Origin of the sequence: Verrucomicrobium sp. (genome assembly GCA_028283855.1) — a bacterium.
GTDB lineage: Bacteria > Verrucomicrobiota > Verrucomicrobiia > Methylacidiphilales > GAS474 > GAS474.
This window is the reverse complement of record JAPWJX010000002.1, coordinates 1-14,632: the sequence shown is the minus strand read 5'-3', so window position 1 is coordinate 14,632 and position 14,632 is coordinate 1. Positions and strand designations below refer to the sequence as shown.

Annotated in this window: 17 protein-coding genes and 2 tRNA genes; 11 read left to right on the top strand and 8 right to left on the bottom strand. The window is 63.3% G+C overall.

Annotated features, from left to right (window positions below; genetic code table 11):
• Positions 1 to 658, bottom strand: a 658-nt coding sequence (locus PW734_01355) for a DUF2076 family protein (GenBank protein ID MDE1169849.1), incomplete at its 3' end; no start/stop codon positions are given.
• 217 nt (positions 659 to 875) lie between these two features.
• Here PW734_01355 and PW734_01350 point away from each other — a divergent pair.
• Positions 876 to 951: transfer RNA gene (locus PW734_01350), tRNA-Ala, on the top strand.
• Positions 952 to 995: 44 nt separating this feature from the next.
• On the opposite strand, the gene PW734_01345 is transcribed toward PW734_01350, so the two are convergent.
• Entirely contained in the window at positions 996 to 1,973 is a 978-nt protein-coding gene (locus PW734_01345) for an alpha/beta hydrolase (GenBank protein MDE1169848.1), read from the bottom strand.
• Between the two features lie 95 nt (positions 1,974 to 2,068).
• On the opposite strand from PW734_01345, the gene PW734_01340 reads away from it, so the two are divergent.
• Positions 2,069 to 2,143: transfer RNA gene (locus tag PW734_01340), tRNA-Gly, on the top strand.
• A gap of 486 nt (positions 2,144 to 2,629) precedes the next feature.
• Here PW734_01340 and PW734_01335 read toward each other — a convergent pair.
• The 5 genes from PW734_01335 to PW734_01315 all read right to left on the bottom strand — a co-directional run bounded on the left by PW734_01335 (position 2,630) and on the right by PW734_01315 (position 7,004).
• The gene (locus tag PW734_01335) at positions 2,630 to 2,947 is read right to left on the bottom strand and encodes an SRPBCC domain-containing protein (GenBank protein MDE1169847.1); all 318 of its coding nucleotides are present in this window, start codon (positions 2,945 to 2,947) and stop codon (positions 2,630 to 2,632) included.
• On the bottom strand, positions 2,928 to 3,281 hold the full coding sequence (locus PW734_01330) for a metalloregulator ArsR/SmtB family transcription factor (GenBank protein ID MDE1169846.1): 354 nt from the start codon (positions 3,279 to 3,281) through the stop codon (positions 2,928 to 2,930). Before PW734_01330 ends, PW734_01335 begins: the two co-directional genes overlap by 20 nt.
• A 255-nt stretch (positions 3,282 to 3,536) precedes the next feature.
• Complete coding sequence (locus PW734_01325) at positions 3,537 to 4,064, bottom strand: hypothetical protein (protein MDE1169845.1); 528 nt, start codon at positions 4,062 to 4,064, stop codon at positions 3,537 to 3,539.
• Between the two features lie 1,114 nt (positions 4,065 to 5,178).
• Positions 5,179 to 6,117 carry a carbohydrate porin gene (locus PW734_01320; GenBank protein ID MDE1169844.1) on the bottom strand — a complete coding sequence of 313 codons (939 nt, stop codon included), beginning with the start codon at positions 6,115 to 6,117 and terminating at the stop codon, positions 5,179 to 5,181.
• A gap of 452 nt (positions 6,118 to 6,569) precedes the next feature.
• The gene (locus tag PW734_01315) at positions 6,570 to 7,004 is read right to left on the bottom strand and encodes a hypothetical protein (protein ID MDE1169843.1); all 435 of its coding nucleotides are present in this window, start codon (positions 7,002 to 7,004) and stop codon (positions 6,570 to 6,572) included.
• Between the two features lie 31 nt (positions 7,005 to 7,035).
• On the opposite strand from PW734_01315, the gene bamE reads away from it, so the two are divergent.
• Positions 7,036 to 7,281, top strand: a complete 246-nt coding sequence (bamE, locus tag PW734_01310) for an outer membrane protein assembly factor BamE (GenBank protein ID MDE1169842.1) — start codon at positions 7,036 to 7,038, stop codon at positions 7,279 to 7,281.
• Positions 7,282 to 7,284: 3 nt separating this feature from the next.
• On the opposite strand, the gene PW734_01305 is transcribed toward bamE, so the two are convergent.
• A complete protein-coding gene (locus PW734_01305; protein MDE1169841.1) occupies positions 7,285 to 8,022 on the bottom strand; it encodes a hypothetical protein in 738 nt (245 codons plus the stop codon).
• Between the two features lie 136 nt (positions 8,023 to 8,158).
• Between PW734_01305 and folK the strand changes: the two genes are divergently transcribed.
• From folK to tig, 8 genes are all read left to right on the top strand, one after another.
• Positions 8,159 to 8,611 carry a 2-amino-4-hydroxy-6-hydroxymethyldihydropteridine diphosphokinase gene (gene folK / locus PW734_01300; GenBank protein MDE1169840.1) on the top strand — a complete coding sequence of 151 codons (453 nt, stop codon included), beginning with the start codon at positions 8,159 to 8,161 and terminating at the stop codon, positions 8,609 to 8,611.
• A complete protein-coding gene (gene panB, locus PW734_01295) occupies positions 8,601 to 9,383 on the top strand; it encodes a 3-methyl-2-oxobutanoate hydroxymethyltransferase (GenBank protein ID MDE1169839.1) in 783 nt (260 codons plus the stop codon). The genes folK and panB overlap by 11 nt, the downstream gene beginning before the upstream one ends.
• A gap of 1 nt (position 9,384) precedes the next feature.
• A complete protein-coding gene (gene miaA, locus PW734_01290) occupies positions 9,385 to 10,296 on the top strand; it encodes a tRNA (adenosine(37)-N6)-dimethylallyltransferase MiaA (protein MDE1169838.1) in 912 nt (303 codons plus the stop codon).
• Entirely contained in the window at positions 10,293 to 11,621 is a 1,329-nt protein-coding gene (hflX, locus tag PW734_01285) for a GTPase HflX (protein ID MDE1169837.1), read from the top strand. Before miaA ends, hflX begins: the two co-directional genes overlap by 4 nt.
• Positions 11,581 to 12,267, top strand: coding sequence for a DNA repair protein RadC (gene radC / locus PW734_01280; protein ID MDE1169836.1), 687 nt, complete (start codon positions 11,581 to 11,583; stop codon positions 12,265 to 12,267). The genes hflX and radC overlap by 41 nt, the downstream gene beginning before the upstream one ends.
• Positions 12,264 to 13,079, top strand: a complete 816-nt coding sequence (gene lpxA, locus PW734_01275) for an acyl-ACP--UDP-N-acetylglucosamine O-acyltransferase (protein MDE1169835.1) — start codon at positions 12,264 to 12,266, stop codon at positions 13,077 to 13,079. The genes radC and lpxA overlap by 4 nt, the downstream gene beginning before the upstream one ends.
• Before the next feature lie 9 nt (positions 13,080 to 13,088).
• Complete coding sequence (locus PW734_01270; protein MDE1169834.1) at positions 13,089 to 13,757, top strand: phosphoribosylanthranilate isomerase; 669 nt, start codon at positions 13,089 to 13,091, stop codon at positions 13,755 to 13,757.
• 55 nt (positions 13,758 to 13,812) lie between these two features.
• A partial coding sequence (gene tig / locus PW734_01265) for a trigger factor (protein ID MDE1169833.1) occupies positions 13,813 to 14,632 on the top strand: 820 nt, incomplete at its 3' end.

The following is a 14,632-nucleotide window of genomic DNA, read 5'->3' as shown; positions in this document are numbered from 1 at the left end:
CCCGTTGAACAGTAACTCTCCGGCCGCAACGCCTGCTGCCGTCTGGGCGGCTGTACGCAGAAAACTTCCGCCACCGCCCGATCGGCTGTTGCCCCCAGGTCTGCGGAGTCCCATAGCCGGCTTGCGGGTAGCCTTGCTGTGGGTAACCCTGCTGAGGATAGCCCTGCGGAGCACCGCCATATGGGCTGCCGTACGGCGAACCCTGCGGCACATTTACCGGCTGATACGGCGGCGGAGGCGCGCCATACCCCGGCTGGCCGGATGCGGGATAACCGGCAGGGGACTGCCCATAGGGAGCCTGCTGCTGATACCCCTGCTGCGCGGGATTCGCCGGCGGCTGCGTCTGATCGCCGGTCCCAAAGAAACGGCTCAGCCAGTTGCCTCCGCCCTGCGACTGCGGCTGTGCAGGAGCCGCACTCTGATTCACATACTGCCCGGTCGCTGCAGCAGGCGGCTGCGACTGCTCGAGCTGACTCTCCATCTGCTCCAACTGCGCGTGCGCCTGTTCCAGCGAGTGCTGCTGCACCAGAACGGTTTGTGCCAGGATATACAGCGCGTCCGGATTTCCTCCGAGTCCCTGTTGTAGGTGGGCTGCGGCATCAGGATCGCGGTCGGTAAGCGGGGTACGGCGAATGCGGCTGATAAGGCCGTCGATCATCTGCAACTCTTGCGGTGTCATCAGAATTCCTCTCTACTGCGTCACTGCCAATGTCACTATCCACTTCGATGCTTCCAACACCTATACGGGAGAGCTGTTGCGAAAGTTCACGCGTCATCCGCATCCCAAAAGGCCGTTGAGCCGAACGCGCTCTCCTGCTAGACTAGGCAACGTAGCAGGTTGTGAGCGCCGCTCGTGCGAATCCAGCCTGAGGTATGGGGCTGTAGCTCAGTTGGGAGAGCGCCTCGTTCGCAACGAGGAGGTCAGCGGTTCGATCCCGCTCAGCTCCACCATACAAACTCCAATCACATCCTCACTCCTGTCCGCACAGCGCAGCCTAGCGCGCCAGAAACCCCTGCGTCACCAGCCAGCGATGGAACATCTCCGGCCATGCGCTCTCTTCCGGCTCATCCGTAGCCAGCCCCGCACCATGCCTGCCGTGTGCGAACAGTTTCACCTGTGCCGGAACATGCGCCGCCTGTAATGCCTCGCCGAACAGAACGCTGTTCTGCGGGCTGATACGGGCATCATCCATGCTCTCGAACAAAAACACTGGTACCGTGCTCGGCTTCACGTTTTCCTGTCCGGAAAGATAGGTCTCGAGTCGATCGAGTTCATGTCCTCTGTACCCGGTCAGTAGATGGTTATGCGAGTTGGTCGCTGCAAACTGCTTTGGATCCATGGAAATGACCGGATAGCCCAGCCCAAGCAGCGTTGGTCGTCCGCTTTCGGCATCGACCCCATCATGCGTCGGCAGGCCGAAGTCGCTCGCGCTGTGTAGCGTCAGCGTAGACGCCAGATGCCCGCCCGCCGAGAAACCGAACAGCCCCAGCTTCTCCGGATCGATCCCAAACTGCGTGGCCCGGGAGCGAACCAGCTTGATCGCCCTCTGCCCATCCCACATCGGCACCGGATACCGGTACGTCCCGTCCTTCTGCACCAGCCGGTAGTAGACGAGGAACGTGGTCACGCCGAGTCGTTTGGAAAAGTACTCCGCGACGGGCTCCTGTTCTTTCTCATTGGTCAGCCGATCATAGCCCCCACCCGGCATGACGAGAATCGCCGGGGAAGCGTTGTTCGCCCGGGCAGCGGGGAAGACGCGTAGGAAGGGAATGTCCCGGCAGGGATCGTCGCCGCTGGCTCCTGGAGCGGCCCCGTCCCAGAGCCGTACCTCGCTGCGATCGCCCGGATCAAAGCATGGCGCTACCGGACGTGCCGTATCGCTCTCATGGTGCCGCCGCTGCGCCACCGCCGTCCCAGCCGACAGCCCAAACAGCAAAACTCCCGCGGCGTAAAGCGCACATCTCTTCTGCATCGTTCTCTCCAAAACTATGGACGAGACAATTGCCTGCTTTGACGCCGACAGGGGTTGAGCCTCCGCCGAAGCTGGCCCTATAATCGGCACACTGAGCGGGAGTAGTTCAGTGGCAGAACGTCAGCTTCCCAAGCTGAATGTCGCCGGTTCGATCCCGGTCTCCCGCTCCAGTCTTTCCGCTCCAGACCTCCTGCCTTCCTTCTCAGGTCCTTTTTGTTGTTGCACTGTTCTTACCCCCAGGCTGAGCCCTCAGGCGGCGACGATCTCTCCTCGCTGCCAGCGGACGTCCTCCATAGAGAGAACCCAGTCCGCACTGCCGCCAGAGGTGTAAGTCCCGAGAGGCAAACCTCATTGAGACCCCAATTCTCGATACCTACCTATCGAATTGCCCACGCGGCGAGCGATCGAGAAGTGCAGGGCCAGACGACGAGAGGCCCGTTTACCCGGGCCCCGCCGACATCCTTATTTCGCCTGGGCTAACTCTGCAACCACTGCAGCAAACTTATCGAGTATCTGGTTCCAGCCCTCAACCTGTCCGCTTTCTTTTGCGCTCTCCATGGGTTCATTACCGATGAAGGTCAGTTTCGTCTGGCCGTTTCCGAGATCCTCAAATAGCGTCACATCGTATGCATCTGCTATGGCTTCATGTTCGATCCCTAATTGCTCCGGATCGATTTTGTTTCCCTTCTGCAGTCGGAAAAGTACATCAAGGAAACGATCTTCTCGTGCAGAACAATCTCGTGGTATTCAACCGCATTCCAGAACTCCTGCCCATCCGGCGTTCTCATGCAGCAGAGAAGTTTTCCTCCCACGCGAAAATCCATCTGGCAAACGGGCGCAGTAAAGCCCTTTGGCCCCCACCACTGCATCACGTACTTCGGGTCTGTCCACGCCTTCCAAACCAGTTCGCGTGGGGCATCAAAAACCCGTGTAATCGTCATCCGTTCTGCTTCATTACCCGCGTTTTTTGTCATATCCGACCTCCGCTTTCTTCATCTGATTTAGAACCACATCCAGCTTGTCGAAACTCTCTTCCCAGAACCGGTGATAGCTGATCGCCCAGTCGCTGACCGTCTTGATCGCCTCCGGCCTGAGCGTGCACACACTCTCCCGTCCACGCTTCGTCTTGATCACAATCCGCGCCCGCACCAGGTAGGCGATATGTTTCGAAATCATCTGCTGCGAGAGCGCAAACGGCTCCGTCAATCCGCGCACGGATGCAGGCCCGTGAGAGAGCCGTTCGATCATGGCTCGACGGGTCGGGTCGGACAGAGCCGCGAACGTTGTGTTCAGAGTATCCACAACCATAGGGTAGTGGATTGTTGCGAGTGTCAACCGTAAAATTCGAGATTCTTGTTTGCTCACTCGGCGTCCGAGCCCCACGCTACCCCGCGAACAAACGCGTTGATCCATGCGGAGCCAAAGGCTGTGCGCCAAGCTTCGCGAGGGCTTTAAGGGAACAGTCGCGGCCCCAGTTTCAGGGAGCCGCGACTTTGTGAGTTGGGATCGAATCTCTATGACCGCGAGTCCCTCAACATCGTTACTCGTTGTCTTAGCTTTACTTCACATCGCTAACCTTGCCGTCGATGAAGAGTACCATGTCGGGATAGGTATAGATTTTTGAACCAAGATCCACAATCTGCTTGGGTGCTCCCGTGTATGCTCGCCGTAACCTGACGAATCGTCTGCCCCAGAGCAACGGTCGGAGGTGCGGATTGCTGCGGCCTGTGCGCTGCCGATGGTTTCACCCGTCGTAGCCGAAACAGCGCAGTTGGGCTCACACGAGCGCGCCACGACACCAGCAGCACGCCCCCGTCCCTGGTCAGCAGGATTGAACGACAGGATGGCTCCGATCATCTCGGACGCCTCCTTCTCAGACATCTTTGAAAGCGTTCCTTTGGGTTCCTTGAAGGCCAGAGTCGTGGAATACCTCTTTGCCGTCTGGTAGCGACCGCCATAGGTGCCGTTCGTATAGGTGGCCACAACCGCATCGGTCGTCAGGATGGTGACCTTCAGAGAATCTTCCTTTCCCTGAATGTCCTCGTTGATCTTGGTGATATAAACCTTCTGGCCGGGTTGCAGAATTTGCAAGTTTGAGCTCTTGAGAAAAGCCGAAGCCCTTCGAGCGTTGCTTCACTTGTCCTTCGACCACGGGATTTTCAAAGGTGATCATCGTCGGGTACGGTTCGGCGTTAATGCCATCTGCCTCGATCGTCAGGACGGTTCCCGGGTTAGCCACTACCCCCTGTGAATTGATCTCCGTAAGACGGTACTTCTGCTTGAGCGCCTGTGCGAGAGTCTCTTGCGCGGCAGAGACGGGCGTCATGCTCACAGCAACGGTCAAAAGAGAAAGGATTCCGAAAGCATTCTTACGAACGTATGACCATTGGCCCAACATCATGTAGTTCCCAAAGGGGGGTGCGTTGGCGAAGAGGCTTACAGTCCGCTTCGTCTCAGTGAGAGTACCGTTGCAGGCGAATCTCTAACAGACTAGCCAATGAAAAGCGTGCTCTGATTCACACGCAAGCATATAACGGATGAGCCTCTGTCGTTGGACAGATAAAAATCTCGTTTTGGCTATGAGATACCCTGCGCGCAACGTCAGCCCAAAATTTCTGGCGTCGAATCTCGCACAATAGAGGGAGCCGCCAGAACGTGGCTCCAATTTCCATGCCAGCCGCAATCGCGTTGCGATAGCGGCCTGTTCCCGATGGCCGTACCACCCACTGCAAATCCGGCTGTGCAAAGAAGAACTTCGTGGCCTGCACGCGATGTCCCACCTCGAAGACAGCCTCATAGCTTGGATCGCCTGAGCCTGCGGCGATCTGGCTCCTTTGCGTAGTCGCGGCTGAAGTGTCCGTAAATAATGCGCACCATCGTCTTGTCATCCGGGCGGCTGCGGATGCGTCCCTGATCGACTACGCCCAGCGTAAATTGAAGTGGCACAATCGAAATGTTCTGCTGGGGGTAATACCCGAACGTTCCCCACACCATGAGGTTCTGCTTGCTTCCCGGGCTACGCTCCCACACTGCGTTGATCGGCGTGTGCCCTAAAAGCCGTAGGAGTTCGACGCCAGCTCTGTCGAGTTGAACTGTTTGTAGCCCTTCCACGGGGAGTACGTCGTGCCAAGCCAGTAGTGTCCCTCAAGGCGTCCCTCGGGGTGCTGGTGTTCACTGCTTGCTGTTGCGTTCTGAAGCGTCTGGCTCAGCACAGACAGCCGCGCTTTACAGGTGTGTCTTGTGACGCCGAGTTGAGACATCGCCACATGATGCCGTCGCCCTTATGAAATGTCCAGTCGACGCCGTTGGTCTGCGAGTTGAAGATGTCGCTCCATGTCTGATACACGCCCACCTGAAGGTTCACGCCATGCTTGAAGTCGCCGCGATACAGCGCAGCCCACGTCGAAAAGGGGTACGCCGAAGATTGCGTATCAAACAGCACGTTGCGGATATCGCCATCGATGCCGTTATTCACATACAGCCCGTAGATGGGCGAAGCGTTCAGATCATCCGAAGCGGAGAAGCGCCCGATCTTGAAGAACATGTGGTCATGGTCAAACTTCTGCTTCAGCACAAGCTGATAGAAGAACAGGCTTTGCCCGCCTACCGTCTGCTGTACGTTGTATTGGCTCTTGATGTACTCATTCGTCAGCCCACGTCCATCGCGATTCACACCGCTTATGGTCAGCGTTGCCCCGGGCCAATGCACCAGGGTTGTCAGGTCCAGCCGCACGCCCATGTAGAAGTCATCCACTGCAGTCACGTGCCCCTGGCTATAACCACCTCGAGGATTACCGGAGCCGATCGCCGTGTAGAAAACGAATGGCTCGATCCCGCGCTTGATGAGCGCGGAACGAAGCCCGCCCCACCGGCCGGAGAGCGCATCACCTTCTGGCCATGTAGCAATGCGAGGTGTCGGAGCAGGGGGATTCTCAGCTTTGTCAGGCATCTGCGTAGGTTGCTGCGGAGAACTGTGGGGCTTCGTACTCTGTTGTTGCTCCATGTCCACTGCCGGGGTATCGGGAAGCTCGGCATACTGTGTCGTCTGCGCGTTTTGTGTGAGCAGCCCTGCAGGGGCAGCGGTGAACATCAACATTGCGCAGAGCATGCCGAAGGGACGCAGAACAAGGTGTGGGGAACGCATGGTATCTCTCCTGAGAGACGTGCAACGTCAGGCAATTCGAAGACACAGAGGGCTGTCCGCGCGCCCGGCTAGGGACGCGCGATGTCGGCCGGCTGCGAGGCGGTTCACTTCGCTGAGCGGATGCGCGATCCAACGAAGGTACGCTACGACGAGATAACAGATCATCGGTACATACCGCGCCGTCCGGGTAGAGGTGGAGTTTCGGCAGGGCCTCCTGCATGGCCTGGACGGCCAGGGGGGAGGGGCCCAGGGGATTCTCGTTGGAGGCCAGCTTGATGATGGAGGCGGGGTCCAGGCCCAGCTCCCGCGCCACGTCGTCGATCGGTTTCCCCGGCTCGTAGGGGATGAGGGAGGCGATTTCGGGATTGGCGAGGGCGGTCGGTGTCATGCGGTTAAAAACAGGAAGCTAGGGAAAGCCCTCCCGGCCTGTCCAGCATGGGACCCCGCCGCCGCTATTTTCCCTTCTCCAGCTCGTCCAGGAGGGAGGAAACGAGCGTCTCGATCTGCGGCAGCGCCTCCTCCGGGGAGATGAAGTCAATGTCGTGCACCTCCCAGTAATTGATCTTCGCGCTCCAGTCGGGGAACTGCTCCTGCATCATCGGCAGGTGCTCCACCCGCTTAAGGGCGATCGTCCGCGCGGCGCGCTTCAGGTCGGACTCCGTCAGGGACTGGCGGTCGGGCGCGGTGTGGCGCAGGGGAACCTGCCGCGCGTGGAGCGCCTTGTGCGTGTGGGGAGAAAGGGCGTCCTGCACCAGGTGGATGGCCAGGCCGCGGGAAAAGGCGCGCCAGGGAAGGTTGCGGGCCTCGGCCCCGTGGTTGAACATCGCCTCGGCAAAGCGGCTGCGGTAATAGTTGCCCGTGCAAATGAAAAGGATTTCCTTGGCCATCGCGCCGATCTTATCCTTTTTACCTCCGCCGATGCGAGCCCGCGTTCTCTTTCTTTCCGCCCTTCTTTTGACCGCCTGCCTCGGGCCGACGCAGGCGAATCTCGACCGCGTCCGCCCCGGCATGAGCCCGGTGGAGGTCCGGGCTCTCCTGGGCAAGCCGGACCGCGTGGAGAGCAGTGAGACGATCGGCGCGGCAGGCCTCGTCTATTTCTATGGAAAGGACGTGCGGGTCGTCTTTCTCAACCGCGCCGTCCTTTCCAAAGAGGGCCGGTTTTAGCCGTTAGTGGTGATGGTGTCCGCCGCCGCCAAAGCGGAAGCCGACGCCGATGCCCACGGTCGGGCCCCCATAGGGATAACCCCAGCCGGGGCCGTAATAGGGCCCGCCCCAATACGGGCGGTATCCGTAATACCCGTAATAAGCGGGGCTATAATAATAGACCGGCGTCGGCTGGACGACGACCGTCGGCGCAGGCGCCGGGGCGGGCGCGGCCACGGTCACACTCGTCGGCGCGGAAGCGGGCGTGGAATAGGTGGGGTTGATCGACTGGATCACTTCCGAGGTGCTTTGTCCGGTCGCCGCGGCCTGGTTCTCGATGGCGTCGGCCATCCGCTGCTTCGCCGTCAAGGAGGGCTGCGCGGGCACGGGCGCCGCCGCGGTGGGCGGCATGGCGGCGGTGGCCGCCGGCTCGACGACGGTCACGGAGGAGGCCTTTTCAACGACCGCCGGAGCGGGGATGACGGAAGGGGCCACGGCAGGGGTGTAAATGAGAGTCGCGTCACGCGGCGCGGCCACGGGGGGCTGGACCTGCGGAGCGGGAACGGCGGGAGCCGGCGCGGCGGCGGCTTGAGTTTGGGACGGAGCGGAAACGGGAGAGGCCTGATGCCCTAAGGCCCATCCGGCGGCCAGGGCCGCGCCGAGGCACAGCGCGGCGACGACTCCCTTTCCGGAGCGGGAAAGAGTCGGCACCTGCAATTGGATCACATGGACGGGCTTGGGAGCCCCGATTTCATCGTTCATAAAAGATTAGACGCAGTACGGTAACCGGTGTTACGGATGGAATCCTGAAATTAACCTTAACGCGTTGATTATTAATGATATATTCTTATCCAGATTCTTCTTTCCGCCGCGATTCATCGTGGCATCTTAGAACCCCTTGAAAGCGGGCATCGCACTCGGCTCCAACCTGGGCAACCGCGCCCGTCACATCGCGCGCGGCATGGCCTTTCTGCAAAGCCTTTCCAGCGGCCATTTCCGCGCCTCTTCCGTGGTGGAGACGGCCCCCGTCGATTGCCCGGAAGAGTCCGGCGCCTTCCTCAATGCCGTGGCGGAGATCGACTATGACGGCACCGCCCGAGCCCTTTTTGAGCGGCTTAAAACCTTCGAGCGGGAAGAAGGCCGCACGGAGAGTGTCCGCAACGCGCCCCGGCCCCTCGACCTGGACCTCCTTTACTTCGGCCAGGAGCGGATCGAGGAAGGGGACCTGATCGTCCCGCATCCCCGGATGGCCCATCGGCGCTTCGTCCTGGAACCGCTTTCCGAAATCGTCCCTGACCTGGTCCTGCCCGGACGGGCCTCCACCATTTCCCAGCTTCTTCATGCCCTCTAAGATTACCCCCTCCGACCTGCGCGCCATGAAGGCGCGGGGTGAAAAGATCGCCGCCTTGACCGCGTACGATTACCCCACCGCCCGTCTTCTGGATGAGGCGGGGATCCCGTTCATCCTCGTCGGCGACTCCCTGGGCATGGTCGTCCTGGGCTATGAGGATACGACCTCCGTGACCCTGGCCGACATGATCCACCATACCCGTCCCGTGGCCCGGGCGGTGAAGGAAGCCTTCGTCGTCGCCGACCTGCCCTACCGCACCTACGGCGACGCGGCCCAGGCACTGGCCGCCGCCCGCGCCCTCGTCGATGCGGGGGCCGACGCGGTGAAACTGGAGGGCGGGCGCGACTTCCTGCCGCAGGTAAAGGCCATCGTCGGCGCGGGCATCCCTCTTGTCGGCCATCTCGGCATGCTCCCCCAGTCGGTCCGGGAAGAAGGCGGCTACCGAGTGAAAGGAAAGAACGGGGAGGAGGCCGCGCGGATCGAGGCCGACGCGGCCGCGCTGGAGGAGGCGGGCGCCTCCGCCGTCGTCCTGGAGCTGGTCGTCCCCGCCGTGGCGGAGGCCGTCAGCCGCCGTCTTTCCATCCCCACCATCGGTATCGGCGCGGGCCAGGCCTGCGACGGGCAGATCCTCGTCGTCCACGATTTGATGGGCCTTTTCCCCTGGTTCCGCCCGAAGTTCGCCCAGCCGGAGGCCGAGTTGGGCGCGGCCCTGCGGGAAGCCGCCGTCCGCTACCGCCTGCGGACGGCCGGAACGGCGGCCGCCGCTCAGTGAAATGACCCGGATCGTCTTCCTCGTCGGCCCCACCGCCGTGGGGAAGAGCGCCCTGGCCCAGGCCCTGGCGGAGGAAGACGGCGGCGCGATCCTCTCCCTCGACGCGATGCAGGTCTACCAGGGCCTCGACATCGGCACCGGCAAGCCGACGGCGGCGGAACGGGCCCGCGTGCCCCATGGCGGCCTGGACCTGGCGCCGTGGTGGGAACGCTTCGACACCGCCCGCTACCTGGCTGCGGCTGCCGCGTTTCTCAAGCAAGAGGCAGGACGGCCCCTCTACGTCGTGGGCGGCACCGGCCTTTATTTCCGCGCCTTGACGCAGGGCCTCAGCCCCGCTCCCGCCGCGCCGCCCGCGCTGCGGCAGGAGCTGGCCGCGCTGCCCCCCCAGACGCTCCGGGAACGGCTCCGCCGCCTCGACCCGGACCAGCCGGAGGGCTTCGATTGGAACAACCCGCGCCGCGTCCAGCGCGCCCTGGAAGTGATCGAGGCCACGGGCCGCTCCCTGCGCGCCTGGCAGGCGGAGCAGGCGCCGCCGCTCCTGCCGCCCGGCAGTTACCGCGCCTTCTTCCTACAGCGGGAGCGGGACGACCTCCGCGCCCTCATCGCGGCCCGCGTCGAGGCGATGCTGGCCGCCGGATGGGCGGGTGAAGTAGAGACACTCCTGAAGGAGAGGGGGGGCGTGGCGCTGCGGGCCTGCCCCGCCCTGGGGTATGGCTCTTTGGCCTCCTGGATCGAGGCCGGATCCCGGGAACAAGACCTGCCCGCCGTGGGGCAAAAAATCGTCGACGAGACGCGCCAATATGCGCGCCGTCAGTTGACATGGTTCAAAAGGGAGGCAACATTGGAATCGTTGATGATTGCTCCCGGTGAACGCCTCCGCGTGACCGTTCCGCGCCTTCGCGCGGCTGCATGAACGGTTTTTCCACCACGCCCTCTTCCCCCCAGGAAAAGGCCCTTCTGGTCGGCCTCGAACGCACGGGGCAGAGCGTCCCTCAGGACGACTTCCATTCCATCGATTCCCTGCATGAGCTGGCCTCCCTGGTGGAGACCGCCGGCGGCACCGTGGAGGAGACCGTCCTCCAGCGCCTCCCGCAGCCCACCGCCCCCTACTATATCGGCAAGGGGAAGGCCCAGGAAATCTCCGACCGCTGCAAGGAAAAGTCGGTCCAGGCCGTCGTCTTCGACGACGAGCTTTCCCCCGCCCAGAGCCGCAACCTGGCGCAGGTCGTCGGGCGTAAAATCATCGACCGGACGCAGCTGATCCTCGACATCTTCGCCAAGCGGGCGAAGACCAAGGAAGGCAAGCTCCAGATCGAGCTGGCCCAGCTCAAATACCTCCTCCCGCGCCTGACGCGCATGTGGACCCACCTTTCCCGCCAGTCCGGCGGCATCGGCACCCGCGGCCCGGGCGAGACGCAGCTGGAAGTCGACCGCCGCCGCGTGCAGGAAAAGATCGCTCGCCTCCTGCGCGACTTGCAGGAAGTCCGCCAGCGCCGCTCCATCCAGCGGCAGGGCCGCGCGCGGCATAACTGGCCCGTCGTCTCCCTGGTCGGCTACACCAACGCGGGCAAGTCGACCCTCTTCAACCTCGTCACCCGCTCCGGCGTCCTGGCGGAGGACAAGCTCTTCGCCACCCTAGACCCGACGACCCGCGTCGCCGAGCTGCCGGACCGCCAGCGCGTCCTGTGGACCGACACCGTGGGCTTCATCAAGAAGCTGCCGCACGACCTGATCGAGTCCTTCAAGGCGACCCTGGAGGAAGTCCGCGAGGCCGACCTGCTCCTCCACGTCATCGACTTCTCCCACCCGCAATACGAGCAGCAGATCGCCGCCGTGCAGGATGTCCTAAGGCAGATCGACGCGCACGAAAAGCCCGTCATCCTCGTCTTCAACAAGACCGACGAAGCCGCCCCGGAAGCCGCTCGCCGCATCCTGGAGGTGCACCCCCAGGCCGTCGCCCTTTCCGCCGCCACCGGGGAGGGGGTGGAGGCGCTCCTGGCGGAAATCGCCCGGCAGCTCTCCGCCCGGCGCTGCCAGGTCTCCCTCTCCCTGCCGAACCATGAAACCTCCCTGGCCGCCGAGCTGCACCGGGAAGGGACCGTCCTGGAGCTTTCCTATGAAGGGGACCGGATCCTCGTCACCGCCCTGGTGCCCCCGTCCTTGAAAGGACGGCTGCAACCTTATATAGTGGCCGGTCATGATGAGCGCCGCCCAGCGGATCCGGGAGATGCCCGATGAGGAGCGCCCCCGCGAGCGCCTCCTAAAGCACGGCGCCGCCGCGCTCAAGACCTCCGAGCTTATCGCCATCCTTCTGCGCACCGGGCGGGAGGGGGCCTCCGCCCTTCAGATCGGGGAGGAAATCCTGCACCGCTTCGGCGGCCTGGAAAGCCTGGGCCGCGCCAGCGTGGCCGACCTTTCCAAAATCAAGGGAGTCGGCCCGGCCAAGGCCCTCCAGCTCGTCGCCGCCTTCGGCCTGGGGGCCCGTTTTTCCCAGACGGAGGCCGCCGCCCAGCCGATCGAGACGCCGCAGCAAGTCCAGGCCCTTCTGGGGGACGAAATGCGCCTCTTGCCCCACGAGTCGATCCGCGTCATCCTGCTCAACGCCAAGCGCCGCCTCATCGCGGTGGAGGAGATCAGCCGCGGGCTGCTCGACGAATCCCTCTTCCACCCGCGCGAGGGGCTGCGCGCGGCCGTCGCCCGCAACGCCCACTCCCTCATCATGGCCCACAACCACCCCTCCGGCGATCCCCGCCCCTCCGTGGCCGACCGCCAGGTCACCCGCATTTTCGCGGAGGCCGCCGCCCTCATGCAGATCCCGCTCCTGGACCACGTCATCCTGGGCGCGGCCTCCTACTTCAGCTTCAAGGAGCACGGCCTCCTATGATCCATCCCTCCGCCCATGTCGATCCGGCCGCCCGGCTGGGGAAGGACGTCCGCGTCGGTGCCGGGGCCGTGGTCGACGCCGGGTGCATCGTCGGGGACGGCTGCGAGATCCGCGCCCATGCCGTCGTCACCGGCGGCACCGTGCTGGGGCAGGGGAACCAAGTCGGCTACGGCGCCATTCTGGGGGCCGAGCCGCAGGACCACGCCTATAAGGCCGATCCGGAAAACCCCAGCCGCCTCGTCATTGGCGACCACAACGTCATCCGGGAATACGCCACTCTCCACCGCGGCACCAAGCCGGGGAGCGAGACCCGCGTCGGCAGCCACAACTTCCTCATGACCGGCTGCCACGTCGGCCACAACTGCCGCATCGGCGACCGCGCCACCATCGTCAACAATGTCCTTCTGGCGGGTTACGTGGAGGTGCAGGACCGGGCCTTCATGGGCGGCGGCGCGGTGGTCCACCAGTTCGTCCGCATCGGGGAGCTGGCCATCGTCCGGGGCGGCAGCGCCGTGGGAAAAGACGTGCCCCCCTACTGCATGTCGCCGGAGCTAAACCAGGTCTCCGGCCTCAACCGAGTCGGCCTGCGGCGGGCAGGCCTGCCGGAATCCGCCCGGCGCAACATCTTCCGCGCCTTCAGCCTCCTTTACCGGCAAGGCCTCAACGTCACCCAGGCCCTGGAACGGATCGAGGCCGACTTGGAAGGGGCGGAAATCGGCAAGCTCCTTGCTTTCATACGGGAATCCAAGCGCGGCATCTGCAAGGCCTACCAACGCGGCGGGGCCAAGCTGGAAACCGCCGACACCGACTAACCCACCGCCATGGTTCGCGTCAAAATTTGCGGCATTAAGCGTCTGGAGGACGCCTTCTCGGCCATCCGCTGGGGGGCCGACTCCATCGGCTTCCTCGTCGGCCAACGCCACACCAGCACCGATTTCATCTCCGCCGCGGAGGCCGCCGAGATCATCCGCCGCCTGCCCCCCTTCATCAGCAAGGTCATGGTGACCCACTTCTCCCGCGCGGAGGAGATCCTGCCCCTGGTGGATGAGGCCTGCGTCGACACCCTCCAGCTCCACGGCCAAATTCCCCCGGCGGAACTCCAAATCATCCGGGACAAACGCCCCCACCTGCGCATCCTCAAGTCCCTGCACATCATCGACGAGGCCAGCGTCGAGTCAGGCGTACCCTATTACAAGTTCGTGGACGGCTTCGTCGTCGACAGCCTCAACGCGGAGACCGGCCAGATCGGCGGCACCGGCATGGTCCATGACTGGTCGATCAGCCGCCGCGTCGTCAGCCGCTATCCTATTCCCGTCATCCTGGCCGGGGGCCTCACGCCGGAGAACGTCCAGGAGGCCATCCACGCGGTGAAGCCCTTCGCCGTCGACGCCAACTCCGGCCTGAAAGACGCGGCGGGCTTCAAGGACCACGCCAAGATCCACGCCTTCATCGACAACGCCAAGTCCCTCTTCCAGGAAGCCTGGCGCTGATAAAGGACCCGGGGATTGACCCGGGCCCGGCGGCCCGCTTTAATGACCAGTTCCTATGAACGTGACCATTGAAGAGATTTCCTCCTGCCGCAAGCGGCTCCGCGTCGAAGTTCCGGCCGACGAGGTCAACGCCGAGTTCGACAAGGTGGCCCAGGAGTTCGCCTCCTTTGCCCGCATCCCCGGCTTCCGCCCCGGCAAGGCCCCCCGCGCCGTCATCCTCAAGAAATACCAGAAGGAGATCGAGAGCGAGCTGCAGCGCACCCTGGTCCCGAAGGCCTACCGCGAGGCCTGCAAAAAGCGCAACCTCCAGGTCGTCAGCTCCCCCAGCATGGAGGACGTCAGCTACCAGCAGGGCCTCTCCCTGAGCTTCTCCACCGTGGTCGACATCGCCCCTGAATTCCCTCTCCCCGCCTACAAAGGCCTGACCGTGAAGGCCCAGCCCGTTGAGGTCACCGACGCCGAGGTGCAGGAGACGATCGACGCGATGCGTTCCCAATACGGCAAGTTCGTCGACGCACCCGCCCGCCCGCTGGCGGAAGATGACTTCGCCGTCATCGACTACGCCGGCACCGTCGAGGGCAAGCCCCTCTCCGAAGTCGCTCCCGAGGCCCGCCAGCTCGTCTCCGGCAACGGCCAGTGGATCGCCATCCGGCCCGACTACTTCCTGCCCGGTTTCACCCAGGCCCTCGTCGGCATGAACGTGGGCGAGACCCGCACCATCACCGTCACCTTCCCGGAAGACATCGACATCGAGGCCCTCAAGAACAAGCCCGGCAGCTACGAGGTGACCCTGAAGCAGATCAAGGTCCGCGAGCTTCCCGAGCTGACAGACGAGCTCTCCCAGCAGATCGCCCAGGTCCCCGCGGCCGAGCTGC